Source organism: Microbacterium sp. AC035, assembly GCF_979258485.1.
In genome coordinates this window covers 534,948-554,076 of sequence record NZ_OZ409858.1, presented here as the reverse complement: position 1 = coordinate 554,076, position 19,129 = coordinate 534,948, and the positions used below count along the sequence as shown (strand labels likewise).

The following is a 19,129-nucleotide window of genomic DNA, read 5'->3' as shown; positions in this document are numbered from 1 at the left end:
AGCCGCGCCTCGAAGGCGATTCAGCCTCCGAAGATGTTCACCGGGTTGAAGACATCGGCGAGGAGCAGCACAGCCCCCATGACGATGAGCAGCGTGGCGACGACCACGGTCAGCGGCACGAGCCTGGTGGCGTCGACGGGCGGGGGCGGCGGTCGACGGAACAGCTTGGCCCAGGCACGGCGGATGCCGTCCCACAGCGCGACGACGACATGACCTCCGTCGAGCGGCAGCAGTGGGATCAGGTTGAACACGAACAGCGCCACATTCAGAGATCCGAGGAGCCCGAGGAGGACTGAGAAGCGGTTGAGGATCGGCGCATCGATCGCCGCGACTTCACCCGCGATGCGTCCGACGCCCACGACGCTCAGCGGCCCGTTCGGGTCGCGCTCAGACCCCGTGACCAGGGAGACACCGGTGTCCCAGATGCGAACCGGAAGAGTCACGATCATCGACCCGACGCGCGCGACGGTGTCGGCCGCCATCTGGGGTCCTGCCGACAACGGTTGCTGGACGAAGCCCATCTGCGCCGCCATGCCGACATATCCGACTTCCCGGACGACGGGTTGACCGTCCTCGCCCATAACCGGCTGTCCACTCGCATCTGTGATGGTGCGCTCAGCCTCGATCGGCGTGATGCTCAGCGTCTCCTCGGCGCCGTCTCGAAGAACCACCAGTCGCAGGGTCTCCCCTGGAGCCGCCTGCACGATGGCGGTCGCCTGCGCGAACGTCGACACGGGCTGCCCGTCGACGGACACCAGCACATCACCGGGTCTGATCCCGGCTTCTGCTGCCGGCGTCGCCGGGTCGCCTGCCTCGCACTCCGTCGCCGTCGATCCCGCGGGCAGGACGCACTGGTTCACCGAGGCGATCGTCGTGGTTCCCTGCTGCACCCCGATACCCGACACGAGAACGGTGAAGATGAGGACCGCGAGGATTAGGTTCATCAGCGGACCACCGAGCATCACGACGACGCGCTTCCACACGGGCAGGCGATAGAACACACGGTCCTCCGCGCCTTCCGCGATCGTCTCGTCGTTCGCGGACCTCGCGTCCTGCACGAGTGCGCGGAAGACGCCCTTCGCCGGACCGGATGCGGCGGAAGCCGGGTACATCCCCGACATCGAGATGAATCCACCGAGCGGCAGAAGCTTGAACCCGTACTCGGTCTCGCCGATGCGCTTGGACCAGAGCCTCGGGCCGAAGCCGATCATGTACTGGCCGACGCGCACGCCGAACAGCTTCGCCGGCAGGAGGTGGCCGACCTCGTGCAGACCGATCGACAGGCCGAGGCCGATCAGCATGAACACGATGCCACCCAGATAGAGCAGTGCTTCCACTCCCCCAAGCTAGTGCTCGCCGCCTAGGAATAAGCCCCATGTGCTGCATGGGGCGCAGACGTCGCACCGTTAGGCTTGTCCTGTGACCTCCCGCCAGCTGCGACTTCTGCGCGCAGCCACGGCATCCGGCGCCGCCACTCTGGTCGCTGCGGCGTCGCACACCACCGCGGGCGGAGCCGCCCCGCACCCGCTTCTGGTGCTCGCCGTCGCGACGCTCCTCGTGCCTCTGGCAGCGCTGCTCATCGGCGCCCGAGTGTCCCGGACGCGCGTCGCTCTGACCGTGCTGGTCAGCCAGGGGCTCTTCCACCTCGTGTTCCAGCTGCTCGGCACCCCGACCGATGGAACGGCGCTCGCGGGGCACGCACACCATCTCGATCTCGCCGCTCTGGGTCCGGTGGTCGCCACGACCGCTCCTGATGCCCTCATGCTCGTCGGACACGTCATCGCAGCGATCATCACCACCGTTCTGGTCTGTCACGGCGAGTCGTCGGTGCGAGCGATCGCCGGCTGGGTGCAGGCACGCCTGCGTCAGGCGGTCGCGCTGTTCCGACCGGCCCACGAAAGCCCCGCATTCCCGGTGTTCGCGATCCGAGTGCCGGCCGAGAGCGACTTCTCGGTATCGGTGTCGCGCCGCGGTCCTCCTGCACACGTCTGATCTCGCATCGCCTCTCCGAGGCGTTCCACCTTCCCGCGGATGCCGCGCACACCGCCGCGCCCGCAGATCAGCACACAGGAGTACCACCATGCGTTCCACCACCACCCGCCGCAACGTCACCGCAGGACTCGTCGGAGGCGCGATCCTCGCCCTCGCCATCCCTGCGATGGCCAGCGCCCACGTCAGTGTCAGCCCGGACGAGCTGACCGCAGGAGACCACGGCGTGCTGACCTTCTCGTTCGCCCACGGCTGCGAGAACTCCCCGACGACATCGCTCAAGGTGACGATGCCCGAGGGGCTCGCCTCCGTCGCGCCCACCATGGACAGCAACTGGTCGATCGACATCGAGAAAGGCGATGACGGACTCGTCAGCGCCGTGACCTACACCGCCGTCGCACCGGTGCCCAACGAACTGCGCGGCGCAGTGAGCATGGCTGTCGGGCTCGATGAGGACACGCCCGACTCGCTCGCTTTCCCGGTCGTCCAGACGTGCGTCGAGGGAAGCACCGAATGGACGCAGCTCGCAGAGGACGGCGAAGACCCGCACAGCCTCGATGCGCCCGCTCCGGTGGTCGAGGTCGTCGCCGCGTCCGCTGACGGACACGGGGCGCACGGCTCCGCGGAGGAAGCCGAAGACGCGGATGCCGCCGACTCGGATGCCGCCGACGAAGCAGACTCTTCGAACGCGCTCGGCACGGCGATGGGCGCGGGCGGCCTCGTCGCCGGCATCGCCGCACTCGTCGTCTCCGTAGTGGCCTACCGCCGCAAGGCGTGACGCCCTGGCGCGTCTCCTCGGCTCGATGGAGCCGGGGAGACGTGCCGCACCCCGTGATCCCACCGGAGCCGTGAGATCATGGATGCGACATGTCGATTGAACAACAACCGAGCCTGCCTCCCGTGCTCCGCCCCGCGAACCCGCCCCGGCGCGAGCTGTCCGAACTCGCCTCTCGATTCGCACGAGACGTCCGCGGCGAGGTGAACGGTGTCGCCCTGTCGGGCATCACCCTCGCCACTGCCGACCTCCGTCCCGGCGAAGCCTTCGTCGCGATCCGGGGCGTGAATCGCCACGGCGCCGAGTTCGCGGTCACCGCCGCCGAGAAGGGGGCCGTCGCGATCATCACCGACGAGGACGGCGCCGACATCGCCGAACCGGCCGGACTCCCTGTGCTCATCGTGGACGACCCCCGCGCCGTCCTCGGCGCACTGAGCGCGTGGGTCTACGGCACGGGCGCGGGTGCGCCGCTCCCCCTGCTGTTCGCCACCACCGGGACCAACGGTAAGACGAGCGTCTCGCATCTGCTCGAGGGCATCCTCGACCAGCTCGGCGTCGTCACCGGACTCTCCTCGACCGCCGAGCGCCACATCGCCGGTGAGGTCATCGTCTCGAGACTGACGACCCCGGAGGCGTCGGAGATGCACGCGCTGCTCGCGCTGATGCGCGAGCGCGATGTCGAAGCCGTGGCCGTCGAGGTCAGTGCCCAGGCGCTCTCTCGTCATCGCGTCGACGGCATCCGCTTCGACGTCGCCGGCTTCACCAATCTCAGCCACGACCACCTCGACGACTACGCCGACATGGAGGAGTACTTCGAGGCCAAGCTGCCGCTGTTCCGACCGGATCGGGCGACGCGCGCAGTGGTGTGCCTCGACTCGCCCAACGGCGCGATCGTCGTGCAGCGTGCGGAGATCCCTGTCGTCACCGTCGGCACCCCGTCGATCGCGGCCGATCCCAACGCCGCCGCCCGCGCCGACTGGGTCGTCGTGATCGACGACGAACGAGCCTCGGGGACTACGTTCACGCTCACCGGCCCTGCCGGATCCGTGACGACCACGGTGCCGGTGATCGGTCCGCACATGGCGGCGAACGCCGCTCTGGCCATCGTCATGCTGCTCGAGGGCGGCTATGCCTGGGATCGCATCGTCGCCGCCCTCGATCGTGACGGCGGCATCCATGCTCATCTCCCCGGGCGCACGCAGCTCGTCTCCGGAGACACCGGCCCTGTCGTCTTCGTCGACTTCGGGCACTCGCCCGACGCTTTCGAGAAGACGCTCGCCGCGGTCCGCCGCGTGACCCCGGGCAAGGTGCTGATGCTGTTCGGTGCCGACGGGGACCGCGACGCCAGCAAACGCTTCGACATGGCGCGCACCGCCGTCGAGGGCAGCGACATCCTCGTCGTGACCGACCACCACCCCCGCTTCGAAGACCCTGACTCGATCAGGGCCACTCTCGTCGCAGGCGCGCGCACCGCGCGCCCCGACGCCGAGATCCACGAGTACTCGCCGCCCGAGGCGGCCATCGTGGCGGCGGTCGGACTGGTCGGAGAGGGCGATTCGATCCTGTGGGCAGGCCCCGGGCATCAGGACTATCGCGACATCCGGGGAGTGCGCACGCCCTATTCCGCCCGAGAGCTGGCACGACGGGCGCTCCGCGCGGCCGGGTGGCCCGTGCCCGATTCGCACTGGCCCGTCCCCTACCCCGACGAAGACTGACTCGAGCGCCGGTGCCGTCGCGATCAGCGGTTGCGCACCGGCTCCTCGACCGCCACTCCCCTCAGGCGAGTCGCGGCCTCGCCGGAGATCAGACGCGCGCGATCAGCTGATCGGCCTTTCGGCGCGCCCACTCCTCGGCCTCGGCGAGCGATTCGACCGTCAGCGTCTGCGGCGGCTCGTGGGCGTCGACCACGCGTGAGATCGTGTCGACGATGCCGAGGAACGGCAGCCGTCCCTCGTGGAACGCATCGACCGCCTGCTCGTTGGCCGCGTTGTAGACCGCAGGGAATGTCGCGCCCGCACGGCCCACGGCCTTGGCGAGGTCGACGGCCGGGAAGGCGACGTCGTCGAGCGGCTCGAACGTCCACGAGGTCGCTTGGGTCCAGTCGAGAGGGCGTCCGACCCCACCGACGCGACTCGGCCAGTCGAGCCCCAGTGAGATCGGAAGACGCATGTCGGGCGGGGATGCCTGGGCGATCGTCGAGCCGTCGATGAACTCGACCATCGAGTGCACGATCGACTGAGGGTGCACGACGACCTCGATGTCGTCGTAGGCAATGTCGAACAGCAGGTGCGCCTCGATCACCTCGAGACCCTTGTTCACCAGCGTCGCGGAGTTCGTGGTGACCATGCGGCCCATGTCCCATGTCGGGTGCGCGAGCGCTTCCTGCGGCGTGACCTCGAGCATCTGTTCACGCGCGCGACCGCGGAACGGCCCACCGGACGCCGTCACGACAAGGCGTCGCACCTCGGCATGGGTGCCACTGCGCAGCGCCTGCGCGAGGGCCGAGTGCTCTGAATCGACGGGGACGATCTGATCGGGGGCCGCTGCTGCGAGAACCAGTTCGCCGCCGACGATGAGGGATTCCTTGTTCGCGAGAGCGAGGGTTCTGCCGGCTTTCAGCGCTGCGAGGGTGGAACCGAGCCCGATCGATCCGGTGATCGCGTTGAGCACCACGTCGGCCTCGACATCGCGCACGAGCTGTTCGGCCTCGGCCGCGCCCAATGCGGTGCTGTCGACATGGAAGTTCGCGGCCTGCTCCGCGAGCATCTCGGCGTTCGTCCCGGCGGCAAGGCCGACGAGTTCGAAACGACGAGGGTTGGCGCGGATGACGTCGAGCGCCTGCGTGCCGATGGAGCCTGTGGAGCCGAGGACGATGATGCGACGCATGCCGTCAGCCTATGGCAAGCCCTCGGCTCCTCTGCGTTACGGGGCCTGCTCGACCGGCGTCGTCGCGAGGATGTCGACGACGAAGACCAGGGTTTCGCCGGTCAGATCCGCGTCGTTGATCTCGCCCTCGCCGTAGCCGTCCTTCGGAGGCATCGCGACGACGACCTGCGAACCGACCTTCTGGCCCTCGAGTGCCATCTTGAACCCGGGGACCACTCCGCTGGTGGGGAACTGCGACGGGGCGGCGTCCCGGCTCCAACTGGAGTCGAACTCGGAGCCGTCGGACCACTTCACGCCGCGGTACTGCACCGTGACCAGGTCGCCCGCACCCACGACGGCGCCGTCGCCCTGCTTGAGCACGGCCACCGCGGTCTCGGCGGGGGCATCGGAGTCGGGGATCGTGATCGTCGGCGATCCGGCATCGTCGAGCTCGACGACGGGCATGCCATCGGTCGCGTCGACCTCGGAACCGGTCGCCGTCGTCGGAAGCTGCTCGATCGTCTCGACGTAGAGGACGCTGGGGTTCATGCCCTCCTGCGCCGAAGGAAGGGTCAGCACCACGCTGGATCCGATCGGGAGGCACTCGGCCGCGACGGTGAACACCGTCGACTGCGTGGGATCGACGATCTGCTGTGGCTGCTGGACGGCCAGGAGAGCGGACAGGACTCCGTCGGGGCCGCGCTCCGACGTGCTGAGCACTTCATTGGTGGTGGCATCGATGAGCTGGTACCGCAGGGATACGAGATCTCCGGGCATGACGTCATCGCCGTCGCCCTCGACCACCACCGAGCGCTCGGCCTCAGCAAGATCCGCGCCCTCGGGAACGGAGACCTTGACATCCGCACCGGATCCTTCGACGGTCACGGCATCAGAGCCTGCACCCGACGCGATGTCGGCGAGGCAGGAGCTCTCGGCACCGGCGTCGGGGGTGGCGGTCGACTCGGGCGTCGAGCCGCCGGAGCACCCCGCCAGCAGAAGGGTCGCCGCGGCGACGGTGGACAGGACGATAAGCGGACGCTTGCGCACAGTTGAACCTCAGGATCGCGGGCGGGACACCCCATCATCCCTCACGCCCCTTTGCTGATGCTGGGAGGCGCGCGCTGGCGCTTCATTCCCGCCGCGGCATGATTGCCGGGGTAATCTGCTCTGATGACGTCAGATCAGTCCGTGGAGCCCGAAACTTCGCCCGCAGAGACTGAGAAGCCTCGTCACGCAGGCTTCGCCTATGCGCTCGGTCGCAGCCTCATCACCCCGCTTGCGCGCACGATCTACCGGCCCCGCATCGAGGGTAGGGAGAACGTCCCGAAAGACGGCGCGGTCATCTTCGCGAGCAACCACCTGTCGTTCATCGACTCGATCGCGATTCCGGTGGCCGCACCGCGCCCCGTGCATTTCCTGGCGAAGTCCACCTATTTCGAGGGGACGGGATTCAAAGGCTGGCTCAGCAAGACGTTCTTCGAGTCGATCGGCGCCATCTCCGTGCGCCGCGGCGCGGGGAAGGCCGCCCTCGACGCCCTCGATGTGCAGCGCCAGCTGCTCGAAGAAGGCCTCGCCGTCGCGCTCTACCCCGAAGGGACACGTTCTACCGACGGACGCCTGTACAAGGGGCGCACCGGCGTCGCCTTCCTGGCTCTGCAGACCGGAGCACCGGTCGTCCCTGTCGGATTGATCGGCACGGACAAGGTGATGCCGGTCGGCGCGAAGATGCCGACGCTGAAGGAACGCATCACGGTGCGTTTCGGAGAACCGCTCGATCTCTCCCCCCATGGCCCCGCCACGAGCGGTCGCGCCCGCAGACTCGCCACGGACGAGATCATGGCCGCCATCCATGCCCTTTCCGGCCAGGAGCTGGCCGACGCCTACAACGAGGCTCCCGCGCAGGGCACGATCGAGAAGATCAAGCAGGCGCTTCCTCACGAGCGCCGCTGACGCGCACCGGCCGCTCAGCTCGTCGCGGCGCGCACCGACGCTTCGTGTCGCACGGGAAAGTTCATCGAGTTCGCGATGAAGCACCACTCGTTGGCCTGCGCATGAGCGCGCTCTGCCGCGTCGATCATCGATACGTCGGCGACGACGACGTCGGGACGCAGCATCACCTCGACGAAAGCGCCGCCGCCCTTGCCGTCCTCCCGCATCATCCCCGAGGCGGTGTCTCGATAGGAGACGACGACGACGCCTGCGGTGACGCAGGCGTGCAGGTACGAGAGCAGGTGGCACTCGGAGAGCGAGGCGAGGAGCAGATCCTCGGGATTCCACCGCGACGGATCGCCTCGGAACGGCTTGTCGGCGGAGGCGAGGATGTCGGGCTTGCCCGCGACCTCGAGCGTGACATCGCGCCGATACTCGCGATAGCCACTCGTGCCGGTGCCTGAGTTGCCCGTCCAGGTGGAGCTGAGTGAATAGCGGTGCTCGCCGAGCGGGGCTGATCGATCTGCCATGGCGACAGTCTGCCACCAGGATGGGCGCGACGATCACGGAGGCTGGCGCTGCGTTCGCCCAACCGACGATATCCTTGGGAGGTGCTGGAGACTCTCACCGTTCAAGATGCCGTGGAACTCGCCGTCGTCGAAAGAAGCGGATTCATCGAGTCTCGCCATGCGGGGGCCGCGGTCGTTCTCTCGCCTGACGGCGATGTCGTCGCGCGCTATGGAAACGCGGATGCCGTGATCCTGCCTCGCTCGAGCCTCAAGCCGCTGCAGGCGGTGGCATGCATCACCGCCGGGGCGACTCTCGACGGGGAGCAGCTCGCGATGTCGACCGCGAGTCATAGCGGAACCGACCGCCATGCAGCCGTGGTGCGCGACGTGCTCACCGAGGGCGGTCTCACCGAGGATCATCTGGGCTGCCCGCCGGCGTGGCCCGGTGATACCTCCGCCCGTGACGAACTCGTGCGCGAGCACGGCGCGCAGACCCGGATCCGCATGAACTGCTCGGGCAAGCACGCGGCGATGCTTCGCGCCTGCGTCGCGACCGGCTGGCCCACCGACAGCTATCTGGACCCCGCGCACCCGCTTCAGCTGCACATCCGCGAAGTCATCGAGCGTCTGACCGGTGAGAAGGTCGCCCACACCGCGATCGACGGGTGCGGCGCTCCCGTCTATGCGATCACGCTGACGGGCCTCGCGCGGTCGATCCATCGGATCGGCACCGCCTCGGACCGTTCCCCCTTCGCTCTGCACCGGGTCGCCGGCTCCCTGGTTCGCGCGGTGCGTGAGCACCCGTGGACCATCGACGGTCCCGGTCGCCCTGACACCATCGCGATCGAGAAGCTCGGAGTGTTCGCGAAAGGCGGCGCCGAGGGCATCATGGTCATGGTCGCTCCGAACGGAACGACCGTCGCGCTGAAGATGCTCGATGGCGGTGCCCGCGCGTCGACGATCGTGGCTGCGACTCTGCTCGCCCGCGCAGGCGGGCTCACCGACTCCGAGGTCGCGACGCTCGCTGCCGCTCTGCCTCTCGAGGTGCTCGGCGGCGGCGCGGAGGTCGGAGCCGTCCGCCCCGGAAGCGGCATCTGACCGCACGGCGCACCGCGCTGCTCATCACCTGGGCGCGAGGGCAGGGATCACGACACGACGAGGTCCGGCGTCCCCGATCAGCGACCAGGCTCGTCCGGCATGCGGTCGCGCGTAGGGCGGGAGTTCTCGCACGCCCGCGAGCTGCCGGAGCTCGGCCGCGTTCTCTGCCCGGATGAGCGCCTCCCCGCCCCTGCGCACCCGCTGCCACAGCGGCCAGTTACGTTGCCACGCATCCGCCTCGCCGAGCAGTATCGTCGGACGCGCCGGGGCCTCGAAGTCGCGAGGCTCACCTGAAAGCACCACGACGTCGCACCCTGGATGGGCGGCTGCCAGTGATTCGGCGACCGCCGACACTCCACCGCTGATGAGCGCCGTGAGAGCAGACCTCGGCGCCCAATCGTGGTCTTCCCGATATCGAGAAGCACCGCGCGCAGAGCCCGACGATCTCAATCGTTCTTCGGGGACCCAGGCGAGCTGGATCTCCCGGTCCCCCATCCGCATCCGCCCCGGCGGTCGGTCTCGATCGAAGCCCGCGGACTCGCCGCCTGCGGCCAGATGATCGACGCGGCTCGGCATTCTCAGCAGCCCTCGGCGCGGAAGCGCGTCGAGAAGCCGCCCGAGGGGTCCCGAGGTTCTGGTCGCAGTGAGCGCGAAGGTGGCTCCGGAGCCGTGCCTCAGGATCCTCTCCCAGAGCTGAGCGAGATGCTGGCCGTATTCGAGAGGCAGCTCGCTGATCCTGGCGTCGATGTCATCGCACAGGACGAGACCTGCGACACGCGCTCCGTCTGCCGCCAGCGCGACGACGGAGTCCCAAGCACGTTCCGGATCAGCAGGTATCCAGATCGGGTCCGCGTGCTGTTTGGCAAGCGCACGCAGGGCCGAAGTACGCCCCGATCCCGATCCGCCCAGGAACACGATTCCGCGCTCGGCGCCGATCGAGAGGAATTCGAGCGGCTGTCGCTGACGCTCGGGATCGTCAGCACGCCCCAGGATGGCTTCGCCCTTCCGGGTCTCGGCCTGTAGCGCCGCCAACGGGAGCATGCGCGGAAGAGCAGGCAACCACGGGCTGGGCGGGATGTCTGCATCAGCCCATCTCAATGCGATCGCCCTCAGATCTGCGGCGCCCGTCAGAGCCACTCTCATCGCCATCGGGTCAGCGTCCTGAGGACGACGGACCAGCGCCAGCCCCCTGGACTCCACACCGCCCGGAAGCTCGGCCGCGTCGTCGGTGCCGATGACGGCTCTGCTGTCTGCGGCGTCTGAGACACGCAGGCTCACCCTGAGCGGACAGTTGGCGGCCAGAGCATCGCGAATCACACCGGAAGCACGCTGGGTCCCGAGGATCAGATGCATACCGAGGGCTCTGCCCCTGGCGGCGATATCAGTGAACACGACCCCGAGATCGGCATGATCCTGGAGCAACGCCGCGAACTCGTCGACCACGATCACCAGCCTCGCCATTCCGATCTCCCGCACATCCCGTGCGCCTGCTTCCGCGAGAACGGACTCTCGGCGGCGCAGCTCTGCTGTCAGGCTGGAGACTCCCCTGCGGGCGCCCTCCTCGTCGAGATCGGTGATGACCGCGGCGACCTGCGGGAGCATCCGAAGCGGCTCGAAGGCCGTGCCCCCCTTGAAATCCGCCAAGACGAAAGTCACTCGGTCCGGGCCATGGCCGCTCGCCATAGCCGTCACCCACGACACCAGCAGCTCGCTCTTGCCGCTGCCCGTCGTGCCGGTGACGATGGCGTGCGGCCCGTCATCGACGATGTCGAGGACGATGTCTGCGCGTTCGCCTCGGCCCACCACCGCAGCGAGCCCGACCGGCGACTCGGGCTGGTTGAGATCGCTGAGTGCCACCCCGCCCGGGAGCGAGTCCAGCTCCTCGCCCTCGACCGAGCGTTCTTCGCCGGTCGCGACCGTCTGATCGCGAGACATGCACTCGGTCGCGACCTCGACGATGCCATGCGGAGTACGAACCCTCGCCCGGTGCGGTTCGAGGACGTCGACGACCGTCGTGATGCCCTCAGGGACGTCTTCGTCTCGGCCGAGCAGCCAGATCACAGCGTCAGCCGCGGGACGGGAGTCACCGCTTCGAGCCACCGCGAGACGAAACGAACCGCGCCGCGCGAAACGCGCCTGTGGAAACCCCGAGATCCCCAACTCCTCGAGATGTGGGCCGACCACCGACATCTGAGAGGCTCCGAATCTCAGACACAACTGGATCACGAGCGCTCTCGCGACAGCGGCGACGACGGGGAGGGCTCCGCGGAGTCCGACGCCGCCGCTGAGCGGAACCGTCACCGGCACGTGCTCGAGCCGGGCGCATCGCATCCGGAAGTCGCGCTCACGCTCCCCGTCGCCCCCCGATGCACGGACTGCGCTGTCGCCGACGCCGCTGCCCACGACGATCTCCGTATCGGCGTCCGGTGGTTCGAGGCCGCGCAAGGGCGGCTGCGCCAGGGCGGCCGCCGCGTCTGGACGACGGTGCCATCGCATCTGACGCTCATCATCGTGGAGCCGCGACAGCTGCGCCTCAGCGAGCGACCACGCCGCCGCGCTCTCCGTCTCGGCGACTCGGAGCGCCCTTCGCCGGGAGCGCGATCCGTCGAGCAGCGACGCGAAGATCATCAGCGGACCGAGCGCGGCGAAGCACAGGGAGAAGAGGGAACCGGTGACGAGCCAGAGCACCACGCCGGCGGCCACGGGCACGAGCGCCGCTATGAACGGCGTCGGTGGTCTGCGCGCTTGCGCGGGTGCGGCGGGGATCGCGATAGGCAGAGAGTCCATGCTCCCAGTGGACCTCACGGGAGAGGCGCGGAGAGCGCCCTCCACAGCGATCGGACGCTATTCGGAGGACTGGCCCGCTGTGGAGAAGGACTCGCCCTCGGCAGACGAGGACTCGTCCGCGACCTGCACGATCACGAGCGTCACGTTGTCGCGGCCCCCGTTCTCCAGCGCCGCCGCCAGCATCGCATCGACAGCGGCCGCAGGATCGGCGTTCTCGCGGAGGAAATGCTGGATGCCGTAATCGGTCAACTCTTTCGTCAGGCCGTCCGAGCAGATGACGAACCGATCGCCCGGCCGGACATCGAGCGTGACGTAATCAGGAGCAGTGAGCTCACTCGCTCCCACCGCTCGCGTGATCACGTTGCTGTACGGATGCCCTTCGGCCTCTTCAGGGCTGATCTTTCCTGCGGCGATTAGCTCCTGGACGACCGAGTGGTCGGTGGTGATCTGCACCAGACGATCGTCTCTGAGGAGATATACGCGCGAGTCGCCGATATTGAGAGAGGTCCAGTGCGGCTCGTCGTCTTCGAACTCGAGGAAGACTCCGGTGAGTGTGGTGCCGGTTCCTTCGTCCGTGGTCTCGGGGTGGTCGGCGATGTCGGCCACCGCAAGCTCCAGCGCTCCCTCGATGGATCCGCGATCGACTGCTCCTGCTGCGACGACGGCATCGAGTCGCTTGACCGTGCTCTGGCTCGCGATCTCGCCGCCGGCATGACCGCCCATTCCGTCGGCGACGATGAACAGCGGGTAATCAGCGAAGAACGCATCCTGATTCGTCTCGCGTCGCCGACCCACGTCGGTGACGCCCGCCCAGGAAAGCAGCAGCGGGCGCTGCGCAACCGTGACGCTGCGCGTCTTCGTCGTCGTCTCAGCCACTCGTCGCCTCCGGATCGCCTGCGGGTCGGGCTACCCCAGGACACTCACACATCGTAGTGGACGCTGCCCCGGTCGCACTCGCACCGCCGACCGTCACGCGCAGTCGCGCGGCGTCGATCGTCGGCTGCGAAATGACCATTCCTCCACGTTATCGCCTTCCACCGACGCTCTTCGCCACGGCGAGATGTCTTCCCCGCACAGCACAGAGCCCCCGACCGGAGTCGAGGGCTCTGTGTGACGTTCAGATCACGCCGGGGGCTGCGTGGGATCCGTGGGCGGAACCTGCGGAGCCGCCGGAGGCGCTGCCGGCGGTGCGGGCGGAGCCGTGGGCGGAGTGGACGGCGCAGCCGGGGGAACACCGGGGCCCGCCGGGGTCGACGGAGCAGCGGGCGGCGCGTACCCGGGCTGAGCCGGCGGCGCGTAGCCGGGCTGGGCAGGCGGCGCGTACCCCTGAGGAGCGGGAGGCGCGTAGCCCTGCTGAGGAGCGCCATAGCCCTGGGGAGCGCCATAGCCGGGGCCTGCTACCGGGCGCGGCTGTACGGGAACGCCGTCCCAGACGGTGGAGTCAGCAAGGAAGCCGTTGCCTGCCCACGGAGCAGGAACGATGTTCGGGTTCCAGCGGGACTTGTCGAAGGCGTTGATGCCGTACCAGACGATCGAGAGCAGAACGAACAGGACGACCCAGACAGCGTCCTTCTGCAGCTTGAGTCCGACCCGCCATGCAGCGAGAGCGAGAACCACGGCCAGGGCGATGCCCGTCAGGAAGTTGAGGTACGGGATGAACGAGAGACCGATGCCGATCAGGACGACCCACGGGGAGATGTCTCCGAGCTTCGCGAAGACCATCGTGTTGTACACCGGCACCCACGCGCGCCACTTGCCCTGGACACCTGCCTTTTCGAAGATCTTCATCAGGAAGATCGACGAGATCACATAGAACGCCAGTGCGAAGAGCAGACTGATCAAGAAGACGACGAAGAGACCGGCGATAGCCGCCCCGTTGTCGTAATAGTCGTTGTACATGATCCCCTCCGGATCCGATGGAGCTGACGCTGTGCGCGCCGCGACACCAACCATATCGGTGTGCCGATATGCGGGGCAACGACACACGCGCGGAGAGCCCGCTGCGCGTCATGCGCGGTCATTCCGCGACGACGAGCTCCTCGACGCCGGGTTCATCGGCGCTGCGGAGAACGAATCCTCGGCGATCGGCCCACGTCCGCAGCATCCGAAGGGATCGCAGCCGTGCCCGGTCCTCCGCCAGAGCCCGCACGAGCAGCCCCTTGGACTTCTTGTTGAAGTGGTTGAGGGCGCGACCGTGTTCCGTGACGACCCGGACATAACGGGAGGCCACCGCGTCCGGCACCGGGCCGAGCGCGACGTACGCCTCGCTCCGCAGGTCGAGAATGAAGTCGGGGTCCTCCCCCGCTATCGCCTCGGTGGTCGCGTCAGCCCAGTGCCGGCGCAACGGGGGCAGACCTGGCAGCGAGGTCCCCGCGGCCAGTCGGTACGGCGGTATGGGATCCAGCGCACCGATGGGGCCGAGCGGCGCCGAGTGGATCCACACGTGTGCACCGAGCCAGCGACGGGATGCGGGGGCGAGACTACCCGAGTCGAGAGCATCGAACAGAACCCCGGTGTAGCGATCCACCGCCGGCATGGTGGCCGCCGAGCGCAACATCCGATTGTGCGCGATGTCGCCCGCCTGCTTCGCACTGAGCTTCAGCACCCTCCGGGCGTGATCCTCATCTCCCGCCAGATCGATGAGAGCGTCGATCACCTCGTGCCGCGCAGCGGCCAGACCGGGAAGCGCGAGTGCGCTCACGTCGAGGGGTGCACCGTTCCCTCCTGGTCGCTTGGTCTCCGACGGGGGCAGCAGAATCTTCATGGGACCTCGGGGATACAGACGCGTCCGCCCCGGCTCCACAGGGGAGCCGAGGCGGACGCGATGAACTGACTGCTCAGGCGATGAGAGCCGCGTTGCCTGCCACGATCGTCAGGACATCGCTCTCCATCGAGAGGAATCCGTCCTGTGCGTTGGCGAGCACCTTGGTGCCATCCGTCTGCGTGATCCGAACCTCGCCCTGAGCGAGGATCGCCAGGACCGGCTCGTGGCCGGCCATGAATCCGATCTCGCCCTCGACGGTCTTGGCGACCACGAGACTCGCCTCTCCCGTCCAGACCTCCGCATCCGCGGAGACAAGGCTGACATGCAATGCCATGATCAGCCGTTCTCCTTCTGGATCCGCGCCCACTGCTCTTCGACGTCGGAGATGCCACCGACGTTGAAGAAGGCCTGCTCGGCGACGTGGTCGAAGTCACCGCGGGTGATCGCATCGAAGGACTCGATGGTCTCCTTGAGCGGGACGGTCGAACCCTCGACACCCGTGAACTTCTTGGCCATGTAGGTGTTCTGCGAGAGGAACTGCTGGATGCGACGTGCACGCGACACGACGATCTTGTCCTCTTCGGAGAGCTCGTCGACGCCGAGGATCGCGATGATCTCCTGCAGTTCCTTGTTCTTCTGGAGGATCTGCTTGACCGTGGTGGCGACGCGGTAGTGGTCCTCGCCCAAGTAGCGGGGGTCCATGATGCGCGACGTCGAGGTCAGCGGGTCGATGGCCGGGTACAGACCCTTCGACGCGATCTCACGCGAGAGCTCCGTGGTGGCGTCGAGGTGGGCGAACGTGGTCGCCGGGGCCGGGTCGGTGTAGTCATCGGCCGGCACGTAGATCGCCTGCAGCGAGGTGATCGAGTGGCCACGGGTCGACGTGATGCGCTCCTGGAGCACACCCATCTCGTCGGCGAGGTTCGGCTGGTAACCCACGGCGGAGGGCATGCGGCCCAGCAGCGTGGAGACCTCGGAACCGGCCTGCGTGAAGCGGAAGATGTTGTCGATGAAGAGCAGCACGTCCTGCTTCTGCACGTCACGGAAGTACTCCGCCATCGTCAGAGCCGAGAGGGCGACGCGCAGACGCGTTCCCGGCGGCTCGTCCATCTGGCCGAAGACGAGGGCCGTCTTGTCGAAGACACCCGCCTCTTCCATCTCGTGGATCAGGTCGTTGCCCTCACGGGTACGCTCGCCGACACCGGCGAACACCGAAACTCCACCGTGGTCCTGCGCGACGCGCTGGATCATCTCCTGGATGAGGACGGTCTTGCCGACACCGGCTCCACCGAACAGACCGATCTTTCCACCCAGCACGTAGGGGGTCAGAAGGTCAATCGACTTGATGCCGGTCTCGAACATGGTCGTCTTCGACTCGAGCTGGTCGAAGTTCGGAGCCTTGCGGTGGATCGGCCAGCGCTCGGTGACCTCGATGGTCTCACCGGGCTCGAGGTTCAGGACCTCGCCGATGACGTTGAAGACCTTGCCCTTGGTGACGTCGCCGACGGGGACCGAGATGGCCTCGCCGGTGTCGCGCACTTCCTGGCCGCGCACGATGCCGTCGGTCGGCTTCAGAGCGATGGCGCGAACGAGGTCGTCGCCGAGGTGCTGAGCGACCTCGAGGGTGATCTCGACCGAAGAGTCGCCGATGACGATCGTGGTCTTGAGTGCGTTGTAGATGTCGGGGATCGAGTCGTGCGGGAACTCGATGTCGACAACCGGACCGTTGACGCGTGCGACGCGCCCGACGACCGCGGTCGCCGGCTGGTCAGCCGTAGCGGTGGGGGTCATTTTCGTCTCTCTCCTGATGGTCTATTTGCTCGATGAGAGCGCGTCGGCGCCGCCGACGATCTCTGCGATCTGCTGCGTGATCTCCGCCTGACGCGCGTTGTTGCGCAGACGGGTGTAGTCGGTGATGAGCTTGTCGGCGTTGTCGCTGGCCGACTTCATCGCCTTCTGCGTCGCGGCCTGCTTGGCGGCAGACGACTGCAGGAGAGCGTTGAAGACGCGGCTCTGGATGTACACCGGCAGGATCGCGTCGAGAACGGTCTCGGCGTCCGGCTCGAACTCGTACAGCGGGTAGACGGCGTTGCCGGCCTCCGAGTCGTCGGCTTCCGTGATCTCCAACGGAAGCAGACGCACGGACTCGGGCGACTGCGTCATCATGCTGACGAAACGGTTGTACACGAGGTGGATCTCGTCGACGCCGCCGTCGTCTGCACCGCGCCCGAAGTCCTCGAGCAGCTTCGCCGAGATCTCCTCCGCGGTGTGGAACGACGGGGTGTCGGTGTCGCCGGTCCACTCCGCGGCCGCCGCGATGCGACGGAACTGGAAGTAGCCGACGGCCTTGCGTCCGACGAGGTAGAACACCGGCTCCTTGCCCTGCCCGCGCAGGAGCTCCGCAACCTCGAGACCCTCACGGAGGATCTGCGAGTTGAAGGCTCCCGCGAGACCGCGGTCCGAGGAGAAGATCACGACCGCGGAGCGGCGGATCGTCTCGGGCTCGCGGGTGAGCGGGTGGTCGACGTTCGAGTGCGTCGCGACGGCGGACACGGCCCTCGTCACGGCTCGCGCGAAGGGGCTGGACGCTTTGACACGTCCCATCGCCTTCTGGATGCGCGAAGCCGCGATGAGTTCCATCGCCTTCGTGATCTTCTTGGTCGTCTGAGCAGAGCTGATCTTCTGCTTGTAGACCCTGAGTTGAGCGCCCATGAATTCAGTTCCTCACGCGGTTACGCGCGACGACCCTTGACGATCTTCTCCTGGTTGACGTCCTCAGCCTCTGCTGCAGCGTGCTCCTCGTGGCCGGGAGCGCCGATGGCGTGTCCCTTGCCACCCTGGAACTCCAGGATGAAAGCGTCAGTGTGCTTCTCGAGCTCGGCGACGGTGTCGTCGTCGAGGACGTTGGTGTCGCGCAGCGTCTCGAGAACCTTCGTGTTGCGACGAAGGTAGTCGAGCAGCTCGCGCTCGAAGCGCAGGACGTCGGAGACCTCGAGGGTGTCGAGCTTTCCCTTCGTTCCGGCCCAGATCGAGACGACCTGCTCCTCGACGGGGTACGGCGAGTACTGAGGCTGCTTGAGCAGCTCGGTCAGACGCGCACCACGGGAGAGCTGACGACGCGAAGCCGCATCGAGGTCAGACGCGAACATCGCGAACGCCTCGAGCGAGCGGTACTGCGCGAGCTCGAGCTTCAAGGTTCCGGAGACCTTCTTGATCGACTTCACCTGAGCGTCACCGCCGACTCGCGAGACCGAGATACCCACGTCGACCGCCGGACGCTGGTTGGCGTTGAAGAGGTCGGACTGCAGGAAGATCTGGCCGTCGGTGATCGAGATCACGTTGGTCGGGATGTACGCCGAGACGTCGTTCGCCTTGGTCTCGATGATCGGAAGACCGGTCATGGAGCCTGCGCCCAGCTCGTCGGACAGCTTCGCGCAACGCTCGAGCAGACGCGAGTGCAGGTAGAAGACGTCACCCGGGTAGGCCTCGCGGCCCGGCGGACGGCGCAGGAGGAGCGATACGGCACGGTAGGCCTCAGCCTGCTTCGACAGGTCATCGAAGATGATGAGGACGTGCTTGCCGCCGTACATCCAGTGCTGGCCGATGGCCGAACCGGTGTACGGGGCGAGGTACTTGAAACCGGCGGGGTCGGATGCAGGAGCGGCCACGATGGTGGTGTACTCCAGAGCGCCGGCCTCTTCGAGCGCGCCCTTCACCGAAGCGATGGTCGAGCCCTTCTGGCCGATGGCGACGTAGATGCAGCGAACCTGCTTGTTGACGTCGCCCGACTCCCAGTTGTCCTTCTGGTTGATGATCGTGTCGATCGCGATGGCCGTCTTACCGGTCTGGCGGTCGCCGATGATCAGCTGACGCTGACCGCGGCCGACGGGGATCATCGCGTCAATGGCCTTGATGCCGGTCTGCATCGGCTCATGCACCGACTTGCGCTGCATGACGCCGGGAGCCTGGAGCTCGAGCTCACGCACGCCATCAGTGGCGATGGAGCCGAGGCCGTCGATCGGGTTTCCCAGCGGGTCGACCACACGGCCGAGGTAGCCGTCGCCGACGGGAACGGAGAGGACCTCACCCGTGCGGGTGACTTCCTGACCGGCCTCGACGCCGGTGAACTCGCCGAGCACGACGACACCGATCTGGTGCTCGTCGAGGTTGAGCGCGAGTCCCTTGGTGCCGTCTGCGAAGGTGACGAGCTCGTTCGCCATCACGCCGGGAAGTCCCTCGACGTGCGCGATGCCGTCTGCCGCGTCGATGACGGTGCCGACCTCGGTCGCCGCGGCCCCAGTGGGCTCGTATGCTGCGGCGAAGTCCTTCAGCGCGTCACGGATGACGTCGGGGCTGATCGATAGTTCTGCCATTGTCTTCCCTTTGTATCTGGGTGCGCGGTTCCCCGCGCGA

17 protein-coding genes are annotated in these 19,129 nt (G+C 67.5%); 5 read left to right on the top strand and 12 right to left on the bottom strand.

All coding sequences use genetic code 11. From position 1 onward, the window contains the following. Positions 1-20: 20 nt before the first annotated feature. Positions 21-1,337: a M50 family metallopeptidase gene (locus ACZ0AA_RS02555; RefSeq protein ID WP_400860883.1), complete on the bottom strand. Its 1,317-nt coding sequence runs from the start codon at positions 1,335-1,337 to the stop codon at positions 21-23. An 82-nt stretch (positions 1,338-1,419) separates the two neighbouring features. Between ACZ0AA_RS02555 and ACZ0AA_RS02550 the strand changes: the two genes are divergently transcribed. The 3 genes from ACZ0AA_RS02550 to ACZ0AA_RS02540 all read left to right on the top strand — a co-directional run bounded on the left by ACZ0AA_RS02550 (position 1,420) and on the right by ACZ0AA_RS02540 (position 4,479). Further along, entirely contained in the window at positions 1,420-1,992 is a 573-nt protein-coding gene (locus tag ACZ0AA_RS02550; protein WP_400860885.1) for a hypothetical protein, read from the top strand. Positions 1,993-2,080: 88 nt separating this feature from the next. Further along, a complete protein-coding gene (locus tag ACZ0AA_RS02545) occupies positions 2,081-2,767 on the top strand; it encodes a YcnI family copper-binding membrane protein (RefSeq protein WP_400860887.1) in 687 nt (228 codons plus the stop codon). An 89-nt stretch (positions 2,768-2,856) separates the two neighbouring features. Next, positions 2,857-4,479 carry a Mur ligase family protein gene (locus ACZ0AA_RS02540; RefSeq protein WP_400860888.1) on the top strand — a complete coding sequence of 541 codons (1,623 nt, stop codon included), beginning with the start codon at positions 2,857-2,859 and terminating at the stop codon, positions 4,477-4,479. A gap of 88 nt (positions 4,480-4,567) precedes the next feature. Here ACZ0AA_RS02540 and dxr read toward each other — a convergent pair whose 3' ends face one another. Both dxr and ACZ0AA_RS02530 read right to left on the bottom strand, forming a co-directional pair. Then, on the bottom strand, positions 4,568-5,650 hold the full coding sequence (dxr, locus tag ACZ0AA_RS02535) for a 1-deoxy-D-xylulose-5-phosphate reductoisomerase (RefSeq protein ID WP_400860889.1): 1,083 nt from the start codon (positions 5,648-5,650) through the stop codon (positions 4,568-4,570). Between the two features lie 36 nt (positions 5,651-5,686). After that, a complete protein-coding gene (locus ACZ0AA_RS02530) occupies positions 5,687-6,676 on the bottom strand; it encodes an FKBP-type peptidyl-prolyl cis-trans isomerase (protein WP_463512056.1) in 990 nt (329 codons plus the stop codon). Positions 6,677-6,799: 123 nt separating this feature from the next. Here ACZ0AA_RS02530 and ACZ0AA_RS02525 point away from each other — a divergent pair, with 123 nt between their 5' ends. Further along, positions 6,800-7,579, top strand: coding sequence for a lysophospholipid acyltransferase family protein (locus ACZ0AA_RS02525; protein WP_400860892.1), 780 nt, complete (start codon positions 6,800-6,802; stop codon positions 7,577-7,579). A 14-nt stretch (positions 7,580-7,593) separates the two neighbouring features. Here the strand turns inward: ACZ0AA_RS02525 and ACZ0AA_RS02520 are convergent, their stop codons facing one another. Beyond that, positions 7,594-8,088 carry an OsmC family protein gene (locus ACZ0AA_RS02520; RefSeq protein WP_400860894.1) on the bottom strand — a complete coding sequence of 165 codons (495 nt, stop codon included), beginning with the start codon at positions 8,086-8,088 and terminating at the stop codon, positions 7,594-7,596. A gap of 81 nt (positions 8,089-8,169) precedes the next feature. Between ACZ0AA_RS02520 and ACZ0AA_RS02515 the strand changes: the two genes are divergently transcribed. After that, positions 8,170-9,165 (top strand): asparaginase, encoded by a 996-nt coding sequence (locus ACZ0AA_RS02515; protein WP_400860896.1) that lies wholly within the window; start codon positions 8,170-8,172, stop codon positions 9,163-9,165. 24 nt (positions 9,166-9,189) lie between these two features. Here ACZ0AA_RS02515 and ACZ0AA_RS02510 read toward each other — a convergent pair whose 3' ends face one another. From ACZ0AA_RS02510 to atpA, 8 genes are all read right to left on the bottom strand, one after another. Then, positions 9,190-11,952, bottom strand: coding sequence for an FtsK/SpoIIIE domain-containing protein (locus ACZ0AA_RS02510; RefSeq protein ID WP_400860898.1), 2,763 nt, complete (start codon positions 11,950-11,952; stop codon positions 9,190-9,192). A gap of 57 nt (positions 11,953-12,009) precedes the next feature. After that, positions 12,010-12,828 carry a PP2C family protein-serine/threonine phosphatase gene (locus tag ACZ0AA_RS02505; RefSeq protein WP_400860900.1) on the bottom strand — a complete coding sequence of 273 codons (819 nt, stop codon included), beginning with the start codon at positions 12,826-12,828 and terminating at the stop codon, positions 12,010-12,012. Positions 12,829-13,074: 246 nt separating this feature from the next. Continuing rightward, positions 13,075-13,851: a large exoprotein gene (locus tag ACZ0AA_RS02500; RefSeq protein ID WP_463512055.1), complete on the bottom strand. Its 777-nt coding sequence runs from the start codon at positions 13,849-13,851 to the stop codon at positions 13,075-13,077. A gap of 118 nt (positions 13,852-13,969) precedes the next feature. Beyond that, positions 13,970-14,716, bottom strand: coding sequence for a YaaA family protein (locus ACZ0AA_RS02495; protein ID WP_463512054.1), 747 nt, complete (start codon positions 14,714-14,716; stop codon positions 13,970-13,972). 73 nt (positions 14,717-14,789) lie between these two features. Continuing rightward, complete coding sequence (locus ACZ0AA_RS02490) at positions 14,790-15,050, bottom strand: F0F1 ATP synthase subunit epsilon (RefSeq protein ID WP_053095764.1); 261 nt, start codon at positions 15,048-15,050, stop codon at positions 14,790-14,792. A gap of 2 nt (positions 15,051-15,052) precedes the next feature. Further along, positions 15,053-16,507, bottom strand: coding sequence for a F0F1 ATP synthase subunit beta (gene atpD / locus ACZ0AA_RS02485; RefSeq protein ID WP_400860906.1), 1,455 nt, complete (start codon positions 16,505-16,507; stop codon positions 15,053-15,055). Positions 16,508-16,528: 21 nt separating this feature from the next. Next, positions 16,529-17,428 (bottom strand): F0F1 ATP synthase subunit gamma, encoded by a 900-nt coding sequence (locus ACZ0AA_RS02480; RefSeq protein WP_056376573.1) that lies wholly within the window; start codon positions 17,426-17,428, stop codon positions 16,529-16,531. A 20-nt stretch (positions 17,429-17,448) separates the two neighbouring features. Continuing rightward, positions 17,449-19,089 (bottom strand): F0F1 ATP synthase subunit alpha, encoded by a 1,641-nt coding sequence (atpA, locus tag ACZ0AA_RS02475; RefSeq protein WP_400786124.1) that lies wholly within the window; start codon positions 19,087-19,089, stop codon positions 17,449-17,451. Positions 19,090-19,129 lie beyond the last annotated feature (40 nt).